Genomic DNA, 12,070 nt, shown 5'->3' on the forward strand with positions numbered 1-12,070 from the left:
TGGTTAGGGTAGGCTGAAAGGCACTCTTGCAATTATTAAATAATATTTTAACACTCTTATCTTTTGCCTTTAATTTATCATAACAACTGTAGAAAAGCCATATTAATGATTAATTGTTAGAAAAATATTGAGTAATGAATTAATATTTTTATTCATTTTTTCTAAATTAAAGTTATCAAAATTAGTTCTAATTTCTTTTATTTTTATACTTATTTCACTATTTTGTGCCATTGTTTCGACTTTTTCTAATTTCTTTTGTGCCTCCATTAAGTCTATTTCCGATACTTTTATAATCTCAATTAATAATTCTTTTATTTGTGCATAGTCAATGTTTTGATTTTTGACTATATTTACAGATGACTGTGGAGGTTTATTTTCTAATTCTTGCAAGGAATTGATGACTAAGTCAAAAGATAGATAAAATTTTTCTGCTAAAGATGGTATATTCTTAATGTCTTCTTGTTTTAATGCTGACTCTAATTCTTGGGCAATATTAAAAAGATTTTCAGCACCGATATTTCCTGCTGTTCCTTTGATAGAATGAACTATCTCTCTAGCTTTACTATAATCATTTCTTGCAATAGCAGAGATTATCAATTCTTTTTTGACAAAATTATGGGAATTGAATTGTTTTAATAATCTTAGATATAACTCCTTATTGCCCACAAGACGTTGTAAAGCGTTTTCAATATTAATCTCTGCCAAGGGAGGAATATATACATCTTCATTTTGGTTACACTTAAAAGTTGATGAAGATTTATTGGTTTCTTCCGATTCTATTTTATTTTGAGGTAGCCACTGCATTAGAGTTTCTTTTAGTTGATTAGGGTTAATAGGTTTGGTAATATGATCATTCATACCTGCTTTGAGACTTAATTCTTTATCTCCTGTCATGGCATGGGCAGTCATGGCAATAATGGGAAGTTGTTGGAAGTATTCCCCTTCTAGTTTTCTAATTCTTTTTGTGGCTTCTAATCCATCCATTTCAGGCATAGATATATCCATTAATATAGCGTCATAATTTTGAGTCATAATTTTTTCTAGGGCTTCTAAGCCGTTGTTTGCTATATCTATATCAATTTCTCGTAACAATTCCACTACAATTTCTTGATTAATTTCATTGTCTTCTACTAGCAAAAGGTGGCAATTCTGGAAACATTGAAAAGAAGGATAGGAATTAACCATGACACACGAAGTATCTTTGAGATAACTTTTGCGATTAAATACTTCGAGAATGGCATTAAAGAGACTTGATTTGGTAACTGGTTTACTAAGAAAATGTTTTAACTCTTGTTTTTTCTTTAACTCCTCTAGTTCACTAATATGGTGGGCTGTTATCATTAAAATTGGTGGGATATTCGCAATATAGGGATTAGCCTTAATAGCTTGGATAGTTTCAATGCCATTGAGGTAGGGCATTTGCCAATCGATAATAATTAATTTATAGTCTTTTTCTCCTTTTTCTAATTCCTTAATGGCTTCTAATCCTGAGTTAACTGCTTTCACAGCAAAGGAAAAGGATTCTAAAAAGCGAGTAATTACCTGACGAGTTATGGAATTGTCATCAACTACTAAAATGGGATTAGAAGTTAAGTGAGACAGATTACGAGGAATAAGATTAGATGTAGAAGCACCTCTGTTGAGATTGATGGTGAAATGAAACTTACTACCCTTATTTTCTTGACTTTCTGCCCAAATTTTTCCTCCCATCATCTCAATTAAACGTCGGCTAATGACTAATCCTAAACCAGTGCCGCCATATTTACGAGTAATGGAATTGTCTGCTTGAGAAAAAGGTTTGAATAGAAGAGAGAGTTTATCTTTAGCAATACCAACTCCCGTATCTTCTACACAAAAATATAGGGTGATTTTTTCCTTGGCAATTTTTTCCTGTCGCACTTTTACGACAATTTGACCTTTTTCGGTAAATTTGATAGCGTTATTAATTAAATTAGTCAGGATTTGGGATAGACGGAGAGAATCTCCCAAAAAACTACAATCTAAATGGTCATCTATATCAAAAACTAATTCTAGTCCTTTTTCTTGAATTTTTGGATGCAGTAAATTTGCAACATCTGTTAGTATATTGTCCAATAGAAAATTATTTGTTTCTAAATCCAGTTTTCCTGCTTCTATTTTGGAAAAGTCGAGAATATCGTTGATTATAAGCAATAAAGACTCACAGGCTTTTTGAATTTTGATTAAATAACTTTTTTGCTTTTCTTTTAATTCCTCTTTTAATGCTAAATGGGTAAAGCCAAGAATGGCATTCATGGGGGTGCGAATTTCATGACTCATACTGGCTAAAAACTCGCTTTTGGCTTTGTTAGCAGAATCTGCTTCTTCTTTTGCTAGTTCTAATTCTTGTTGTACTCGTTTGATTTCAGAAATATCACGAGAAATAGCTAAAACCATCTTATTTTTTTGGCTAGGAATAGCACTAAGGGAAACTAAGCAGGGGAAAATAGTGCCGTCTTTTTTTTGTAAACTCCACTCGAAAAAACATCCTCCATTTTTGGCGGCATGGCGAATATATTTAAAAGCTAAATTATCTGATAATTCACCGTTGGGCTGATGTTGGGGGGAAAAGTCAGGGGGAGTTTTACCGATAAATTCTGTGCGATTAATGCAGTCATGCAATCTGATGGAGGCTTCATTACAGTCTATATATTGCCCTGTTTTAGCATCAATTAAGGATAAAGCATCATGGGAAGATTCAAATAATGTTCTATATCTTGTTTCACTTTGTTGTAACTTGTTATATAGGGCTTCTCTTTCTTTTACTTCTTCCATTAAAACTTGATTGGTGGCGAATAAAGCCTCTTGGGTTTCTTTGAGGGCTGTTTCTGATTTTTTCCTTGCAATGGCATTACTAAAAAGTTTTCCTGTTAACTGTAGTAAGTTGGTTTCTCCTTGATTCCATTCATGATGATTTTCTGCAGAGATTGCGGTTAAAAAACCGACTACTCGCCGAGAAAATTCGATGGGTAAAGCAATAAAAGATTTGAGGTTAAGTTGCTCAAATAACATTCTCTCATTAACGGCTAACTCTGGTAAATCCTCTGCCGAGTTAATCATAACTATCCATTTGGTTTGCAGTTGATTAACTAGCCATGAAATTACACGGGTGGATATGTGCCATTCTCTCAAATCTTGATGAATTAAGGATGATTGACTTTGATGGGATAAACAAAAAGTTTCATTTCCTTTATCAAACTCAAAAATGGTAATTTGCTCTACTTTCAAGAATAAAGCAATAGCTGTTAACGCATCATTAATATACTCATCAACTTTTTCGGCTTCTACCATGAATAGACTGGTAGAAATATCCGAGAGTAATCTTTCTATTTCATTAAGATAGCGCAATGCGATCGCTTTTTCTTCGGCATTTTCTTTCGCTTCTTCCAATTCAAGGGTGCGTTGTTTTACGTTGGCTTCTAACTGTTGATTAAATTCTTCTAATTGCAATCTGGCTTTTCTTCTTTCTAATTCTCCTGAAGCACTAGAGGCAAATATCTGGAAAATTTCTCGATTAATGGATGTGTTGGGGATAGACTTGCTACTTAGGGCAACTAAACAGCCAATGGGTTTTTGATTGCTGTCAAATAAGCCCATACCCATATAGGTTTGAGCATGAATGGTTTGCAGTAGTAAGCTATGAGGATATTCTCTTTGAATGTTGTCAGAATATAGACAGAAGCTAGGATTTTCACTATATATAACTTGTTGACAGGGAGTATTGTTGACTTGGTAACTGAAGTTTGCTTGGAATTCTTGATTATGATAACAAACCAATGTGGTGGCAAAATCGGGTATTTCGGGATGTATTTCTGAGAGAAAAACAACGTCTGCTTGTAAAACTTCGGCTAGGTATTTTACTAGAGATTGAAAAAAAGTTTCTTCTGATTTAAAGGAAACGGCTTTTGCTATATGACGAATGGCTAATTCAACACGTTTGCGATCGCATATATTCATCACAACACCTGTGACTTTTTTCAAGTTTCCCCCGCCGTCATACTCCATAATGCCTCTATCTAATACCCAAAGATAGTCATCATTTTTGGTTTGAAGTCGATATTCAAGGGAGAAAAAACGCTCAGGAATAGGATTAGGGCTTAATTCAGCATTAACTATAGCCAAATCATCAGGATGAATTCTCTCAAGCCAGAAAGTTTCTGATATGCCAATTTCTTCGGGTAAATAACCTAATAACTCTGTATATGCACCATCCCAAATAATCTCATGATTAGTTACATCATGCTCATAAACTATTTCTCCTAAAGTTTTAACAAGAGTTTCATTTCTGCGTTTTAGTGCTTGTTTTTCACTTTCTATTTCTCTTTTTTTAGTAACATCCCTTGCTGAGTAAAGAATAATTCCTTCTTCTTGGGGAAATAATTTGACATTGAGTAATAAATAATGCTCCCGATTAAATTTATCTTTTACTACTATTTCTATATTGTTTATTTCTTCTTGTTTTTCCAAAGTATCTAAATCATAAATATTTTCTCCTAGCAATTGTTTGACATTCTTCATGGCTTCCACTTCTTCCCAAGAATATTCAAAAATAAAATGCACATTAGGACAAATAAAAGTAAGATTGCCTTGTTTATCACTTAAAAAAACAGTATCAGAGATATTATTCAATATCATGCGGTGTAATTTTTCTGACTCTTCCAAAGCTAATTGAGCAAATTTACTCTCACTTATATCCCTTGCACAACCAACAATAAATAATTCTTTCGTTAAAGTATCGTTGATAGGATAGCCTCTATCTTCAATCCAGCGAATATCACCATTGGGGCGAATAATGCGAAATTCCTCATGATAAATTCCTTTATCAACTACTTCTGCAAAGGCTTTTTCAACTCTGGCGCGATCTTCAGGATGGACACTTTCTAACCAAATGCTATAATTTTGATATAATTCCTCACAAGAATGTTGCCAAATATCTTCAAATGCGTTACTGACATATAATGTTTGCTTTTGATACCAATTCATCATCCAAAACACATCATTAATAGTTTCGGTGATAAGTTCCAATTTTTGCTTACTTTCTTTTATCTCTTGTTCTGTTTGTTTCCTTGAGGTTATATTATCTTCTATACCTCTAAAACCGAGTAATTTTCCCTCTTGGTTAAAAATAGGTAATCCTTTAGAATCTAACCAAATATATTGTTGTATAGGCAATAAATAATAGCGTTTAATACGGTGAAAAAACCGAGGATTTTTTAATAAGTCATCCCAAGTTTTTTGCATTTCTTCTCTATCTGATTCTTCAATAATTTCAAAAATACTTTTTCCGATTAATTGTTCTGATTTTAAGCCTAAATGCTCTTCAATTTTAGGACTTACATAAGTAAAAATTCCTTCCAAATTAACTTCCCAAAACCACCCATCAATTAATTGAATTACACTATTAAAACGTTTTTCACACTCTGTTAAAATACTCTTTTCTTTCTCATATTTTCCTGTTTTACTATTACATTCTTTTTCTTTTATTCCTTCATTAAGGATAGATGAATTTAGTTTGATATTTTTACAAGTTGACAACTCTTGCCAATAGGATATTTTAGTTAATATTTCTTCCTTACATAAAGGCTCAGTCAAAAATTCGATCGCACCTAATTTAAAAGCGAGTTCCTTATTCTGGTAATCATCACTTATAAATGCTATAAAAACTTGCTCATTTTCTAAGAAAAAATTAGAAGAATTTATTTTATTTTTTAAATCAAAAAAAGACTCAATAAAGCTAGTAAAAATAATAGGAATATCATTAATTTCTTGTAGATAATTACAAATATCTTGCTCAGTGTGAAAATGTAAATAAGTAATATTATTTTCCTCAAGAATTACCCTCAAAGAATGCAAAGAATACTGGTAATTATCTAAAATTAAGACGGGATGATCACTAGAGTGAGACATTTTGAAAAAGCATAAAAATCCTATTCAATTTACTCACACTATAACAATCCCATTTAAGTTATGACGAGATTTTAACAAATATTTGCGATTAACTTAGTCACACCTTATAGTAATGGAGACTTTTTATTTTATCGAGAAAAAACCAGATAGCAATTCCCAAATTTATTAGATTCAATTTTTCTATACCATTGCCCGTTGCCCATTGCCTACCCCAGCGACACCACTTTTTCATCAACCCCCAACTTATGACAAGGTTGACTTGTGACACTAGCTGTAGGACAAATATGTTTTAAACAAGACTGCCTACTAGCCTCCTCATCCTCAAAAGCAGGAGGCACTTGCCCAAAAACCATCTCACAACTAAAATCATCAAAATTAGGAGTCATAGTCAAAGGAATACCAAAAGACTTTGTAAAAAACTCTTGAGTGGGTAATTTACACATATTCACGCACATTCCCACACATCCACTGGCTTCCAAGTAACGACATTTTTTGATATAAACACCGCTTTTCTGTATTCTTACTTGATTATCCTCCGTCACAACCTCCGCCTCTCTAATTTCTGATTCCCCCACCAACCACTCAAACAAAACCGTCGCAAACCAAGCATTAGATTCACATACCCACTTAGTAGGAGAAAAGAGATTACGAATTAAAAATAAAACAGGAGAAGGCACAAGAGATTGTAAAACAATAGCCACTAACTCCTGTTGTTGTTGAGAATTTCGCCCTTCCATTATTTGCATCGACAAATCTACAAAACCCTCATAACCTTTCTTTTGACTCTTTTTTCCTACCGCCTTCGCCATTTTTCGGGAAAACAAAGCAATAAATAGTTTATCAAACCAGTTATCTTTATATTCTGTTTTGTCTGTAACATTCATAAAATAATTATCCGATTATTCCTAATAACATTAATCCTATCTTAAGTCTCTTGCCCAAACTTGTTAATATTCTTGCTCAGGTTAGAATAGAATAAGTTAAAAAAAGGTTGTAGGTGGCAGGTTTCAGGTTTAGGGGAGTAATGAGTAATGAGAGTTAGGAGTTTTTAATTCTTAATTCTTAATTATCAACTATTCACCTTGCCCATTCTTTATTCCCAATCTAAGCTAAAAATCAGACCTTAATTCAGCAACGCTAAAAAACAATTATAGGAAAATATCCAATTCATATTAACTATGACTAATTCTAGTAAAATTGAACCAGAAAACATCGACAATTCCCAAGAAAAAGGAAAAGATAGCTATGTTAAATTAGCTATGCGTAACATGGTAAAAAAAAGAGGAACATCATTAAAACACTTTTTCCTAACTACATTTGGCTTATTAGTTTTTCTTGTGGGAATTTCTTACTTAACTCGTTAAAAATAGAATAAGGGATTAGGAAATAATTAAATTAAGAATGAGTAATCAAAAGTTTTCAATTAAGACTTAGAAATTTTGGCATTAATTTTACTTAATAAGATACTCAACTCTGGTAACTTTAAAGGAATAGTAAATAATAAAAATATCCCTAAAGCAATTAAACAAGAAAAAAGTAAATTAACACCTTGTAATAATAGACTTTCTTTGAGCAAAAAAGAGGATATGAAACCGTAAAATCCCCAACAACTAAAACCTGAGATAATAGTAGCCAAAATTAAGCCTAAAAATATCCCACTCCATTCTTTTAATGGTAAGCCATTAAGTCTTTTATTTAAAATAAATAACATAATTATCATAGAAAAAACATTGACTCCAATAGTGGCAAAAACTAATCCTTGGGTTGCAAAGCTCTTGACTAAAAAATAATCTAAAATAACGTTAATAAAAATATTAATAATACTAATTTTAAAGGGAGTTTGTCCATCTCCTAAAGCATAAAAAACCCTTACTAAAACATCTCTAGCTAGATAAAAAAACATCCCTACACCATAGGCAAATAAAACAGGGGCAACAATGGCAGAAGCAGAAGATTTAAACACCCCTCTCTCGTAAATCAGGGCAACAATAGGCTGAGATAAGGCGACAAAAATTGCAGTTAAAGGTAGCATTGTTAAAGCTGTTAAAATTAAACCCTGTCTAATTCTTAACTTTAATTCGTCCCAATTTTCTGGACTCGCTAAACGAGAAAAAATGGGTAAAAAAGGTACTAAAATCATGTTAGAAATAATACCCAATGGAGTTAAAACGATAAAGTTGGCGTAACGCATTGCCGCCGCCGCATTTTCAATATAAGAAGCAAAATATAAGTCTGTATAAACATTAATATGCAACATCCCAGAAGATAAAGTCGCAGGCGCCATAACTTTAACAACTTCGTTAACTCCTTCTTGACGAAAGTTAAATCTTAGCTTGAGGGTGCTGATACCGCTTTTTATTTGGGCGGTTTGTTGTGCTAACCACTGCCAAACACCACCAACTAGGGTTGTACCTGCTAACATGATGCTACCCCATTGTAAGTATTCAGGGGTGTTAATTTTTTCGCCTAAAAACCAAAATAGTCCGCCAACACCTACAACTATTGTTAAACTAGAAAATAGAGGGCTAATACTGGGTAGCCAATATTGATCTGAAGCGTTAAGACTACCAAAACCAATGCCAATTAATCCTGCAAAAATTGCCAGAGGTGCCATAATTTGTAATTGTAGAATCGCCATTTCTCGGACGTTGCTTTCTAATCCGGGGGCGAGTAAGTCGATAAATTTGTCTGCATAGATGATTAAAATAACCGTAACTAAGAGTAAAATGCCGCTAACTAGGGTTGTGATGGTTTCGATGAGAGGGGCGGCGGATTTTTGATCTTTTTTGGCTAAAACACTCACTAAGGCACTATGAAATGGCCCATTAATGCCTCCTAGAAGGATTAAAAGAAATCCGGGGATAACATAAGCGTAAGCATAAGCATTAACAACGGGGCCTATCCCAAAAGCGGCGGCAACAATTTGCTCTCTGACTAAGCCGAATAGTTTGCTGATGAGGGTAGCAACTGCCACGATTCCCGCTATTCCTGCTAAGGATTTTTTCCCTTTTTTATTCACACCATTAAAATTAATAACTATTTGGTCTATTATTATAATGGTCAGGGGATATATAATATAGTCTTTAGCTTAATTGGCGTATCGATTCAAATAAAACCACAGAAACACTGACGGATAAGTTTAAGCTGCGCACATTGTTGCTTTTCATGGTGATATAAGAGGTTAAGTCACATTCTTTTAATACAAATGGTGGTAAGCCGTCTATTTCACTACCAAATAGTAACCAATCGTCTTCTTGATATTGACATTTGAGGTAGTTTTCTTTTCCCCTAACGCTTAAGCCTATTATTCTTCCTCCTTTTTCTTTGGCAAATTGTAAAAACTCTGAGGCACTAGAATGGTATGTTAATTTTACATGAGGCCAGTAATCTAGTCCAGCTCTTTTTAAGGTGCGATCGCTTATTTCAAATCCTAAAGGTGCAACTAAGTGTAATTCGGTTTCTGTAGCGGCACAAGTTCTGGCAATATTACCAGTATTAGGGGGAATCTGAGGATGCACTAAGACAACTCTGGGCATAGTATGACAATAGATAATGAACAATTAATAATTAATAGTTAAGTTATGGTGAGTTGTCAATCTTCTAAGCAACAATGCTGATTAATCACTTGATTGATTTTTTTGAGAAAGATGCGAGGCTGTAAAGGTTTGAGCAAATATTCATCAATACCTGAGCTTACTAAATTTTCCCACTCATTTCCCTGTATTTGGTCTTTTATGACTATTAGATAGAGGGGATAATCGGCTTGAGATTTGATATTTTCGGCAATAGTTAAATAAGTATCTTGCTCTTGTTGTAAAATTACGATCGCAGGATTAATTAAGTTAATTCTACTAATGGCTTCTTGAACATCTACTAGCCAAATTACTTGATAATCGGCGGCGGTTAATAACTCACACAGAAATGTACCGACTTCTTCATCATCACAAATAATTGCAATGGTTTTATTAATTTTAGATTTATTGATAATATTCTGATTACATTCATTTTTCAGACTATTTTTTTGTTCGTAATTGGGTAAAAAAACGGTGAAAGTTGAACCACTTCCAATCACAGATTCTACTTCAATCATTCCTCCGTGTAATTCCACCAAATGCTTAGTCAATGCTAATCCTAAACCTGTGCCAGAATAACTGCGACTACGATAATTTTCTAGCTGTTGAAATTCAGTAAATAATAAGGGAATTTGTTTTTTGTCAATACCAATGCCTGTATCTTCTACTTGAAAAATGGCTTGATGTTGATTTCTCATGACTCTAATGATAACTTGTCCTCCACTAGGAGTAAATTTAATGGCATTATCTACCAGATTTAATAATATTTGATATAGTCTTTCTTCATCAGCATAAAATACATCTAATTCTGGAGCTACTTGATAATCTAGTCTTACTTTAATGCCTTGATTTTTAGCTATTTCTAAACCTGAAATATAAACAAATTTGCTCAAATTTTCTAAAGAAATTCTTTCAATATATAATAGAGATTTCCCTGCTTCTAAGTCAGCAAAATCGAGCATATTATTAATTAATTGAAGCAGTTTTCTACCACTATCTTGAATAATTTGTAAGTATCTAACTTGTTTTTCTGGGGATAAATTCTCTCTTTTTTTCTCTTTTGACCAGTGTAGTAGTGTGCCTGACAAACCAATAATACAAGTTAAAGGAGTTCTCAATTCATGGCTAATACTTCCTAAAAATTCTGTTTTGGATTGATGGGCTATTTGTGCCACTACTAAGGCATCTTGTAATTGTTTTGCTTTTTTTTCTATTTGTTGTTCTAGTAAATTTTTTTGTTCTTCTAGTTTTTGATAGGAGTTATATTGATATATAGCTAAAGATAAATATTCGGCAATATTTTTGAGAAATTTAATTTCACTATTTTTCCATTTTCTAATAGTAAAACATTGGTGGGCAATTAATAAACCCCATAGTTGATTTTTGACAATAATAGGAATAACAACTTTTGCTTTTACTCCTAATTTTTCCATCATCATTTTTAAGCAAATATCTGTGTTTGATTCATGGATATTATCAATAACTAAAGTATATCCTTCTAAATATTTTTTTTGAAATTCTTGGTTATTATGAAAGCAACTTTCTTCATGAAAATTTAAAACGGAGGGAATTACATTGGATGCTTTTGCTTCGTAGGTTACGGTGTCAATAAAACTAATATTATTTTCTGATTTTTCTCTGACGGGGACATTTATTTGATATACTAAAAGGCGATCGAGTTGTAATAATGACTGCACTTGTTCAATGGTCATTTTAACGATAATTAATGGGTCTAAATCCTGCTGAATTTGTTGAGTTACTTGTCTAATAATTCTTTCTTGGGCTATCTTATTTCTTAAAATAACTTCTATGGGTTGACTTTGATAATGTTCGTTAACATAACTTTCTTGTAACTCTAAAGGTTCTGTGAGAATTTTGAGCAGGGAAAAAATAAAATTTTGTTTAATAATATGATAATTATTTTTATGTTGAAGAATAGTTTTGATATTAATTAATTCTTCGTTGGAAATAGATAATTCTGACTGACTAATTTCCAAAAAGTCTAATATTTCTTCTGTTTCTAAAGTGATAGTTATTTGATAATATAGCTCATTAATTTGTTTTTCAACTATTAAAAGACACTGCAATTCTTCGGATATAAAGAGTTGAAAGCTATGAAATTTTTGCCCTTTATTTCTAATATTTTTGGCATTAGTTAAATTTTCTTCATTCAAGTACATTACACCATGACAATTCTCTTTTACTAATTCTCGCCAAAGATGAGATATTTTAGTAAATATAGGATGAGAGATGATGATGCTAATTAAGGATTGATTAGAAATAAACATTAATAAGAATTTGTGCCAAGAATTTTGTTTGACCAGCCTCAACCATAGTTATCTATTATTATGATGTCTTCTTTTTTTTTATTTTGGATAAACTGTAATCTTTTCTAAAGATTAAACTATATTTTAGTTAAGATTTTTTACTTATTAAGTAAGCTAATAGTAACAGACTATGAGTTATTATTCAATAGAACTATTAATTTCAACTAAATAATTCCTTATCAAGAAAATAAATAAATAAAAATGTAAAGATTAAACCAGTAAAATTAGAGGATAACGTTTCTTGGT

6 protein-coding genes are annotated in these 12,070 nt (G+C 32.3%); 1 reads left to right on the forward strand and 5 read right to left on the reverse strand.

What is annotated here, in order from left to right:
* Window positions 1–102: 102 nt before the first annotated feature.
* Both Dongsha4_RS06355 and Dongsha4_RS06360 read right to left on the reverse strand, forming a co-directional pair.
* Window positions 103–5,925: a PAS domain S-box protein gene (locus Dongsha4_RS06355; protein WP_330204864.1), complete on the reverse strand. Its 5,823-nt coding sequence runs from the start codon at window positions 5,923–5,925 to the stop codon at window positions 103–105.
* Window positions 5,926–6,131: 206 nt separating this feature from the next.
* Window positions 6,132–6,809, reverse strand: a complete 678-nt coding sequence (locus Dongsha4_RS06360; RefSeq protein ID WP_330204865.1) for a beta-carotene isomerase domain-containing protein — start codon at window positions 6,807–6,809, stop codon at window positions 6,132–6,134.
* A 294-nt stretch (window positions 6,810–7,103) separates the two neighbouring features.
* On the opposite strand from Dongsha4_RS06360, the gene Dongsha4_RS06365 reads away from it, so the two are divergent.
* The gene (locus Dongsha4_RS06365; protein ID WP_015220761.1) at window positions 7,104–7,289 is read left to right on the forward strand and encodes a DUF3285 domain-containing protein; all 186 of its coding nucleotides are present in this window, start codon (window positions 7,104–7,106) and stop codon (window positions 7,287–7,289) included.
* Between the two features lie 59 nt (window positions 7,290–7,348).
* Here Dongsha4_RS06365 and murJ read toward each other — a convergent pair whose 3' ends face one another.
* From murJ to Dongsha4_RS06380, 3 genes are all read right to left on the reverse strand, one after another.
* The gene (gene murJ / locus Dongsha4_RS06370; RefSeq protein WP_330204866.1) at window positions 7,349–8,944 is read right to left on the reverse strand and encodes a murein biosynthesis integral membrane protein MurJ; all 1,596 of its coding nucleotides are present in this window, start codon (window positions 8,942–8,944) and stop codon (window positions 7,349–7,351) included.
* A 64-nt stretch (window positions 8,945–9,008) separates the two neighbouring features.
* Window positions 9,009–9,461, reverse strand: coding sequence for a tRNA (cytidine(34)-2'-O)-methyltransferase (locus Dongsha4_RS06375; protein WP_015220763.1), 453 nt, complete (start codon window positions 9,459–9,461; stop codon window positions 9,009–9,011).
* A gap of 56 nt (window positions 9,462–9,517) precedes the next feature.
* On the reverse strand, window positions 9,518–11,785 hold the full coding sequence (locus tag Dongsha4_RS06380) for a hybrid sensor histidine kinase/response regulator (protein ID WP_330204867.1): 2,268 nt from the start codon (window positions 11,783–11,785) through the stop codon (window positions 9,518–9,520).
* Window positions 11,786–12,070 lie beyond the last annotated feature (285 nt).

The sequence above is a fragment of the Cyanobacterium sp. Dongsha4 genome (genome assembly GCF_036345015.1).
GTDB lineage: Bacteria > Cyanobacteriota > Cyanobacteriia > Cyanobacteriales > Cyanobacteriaceae > PCC-10605.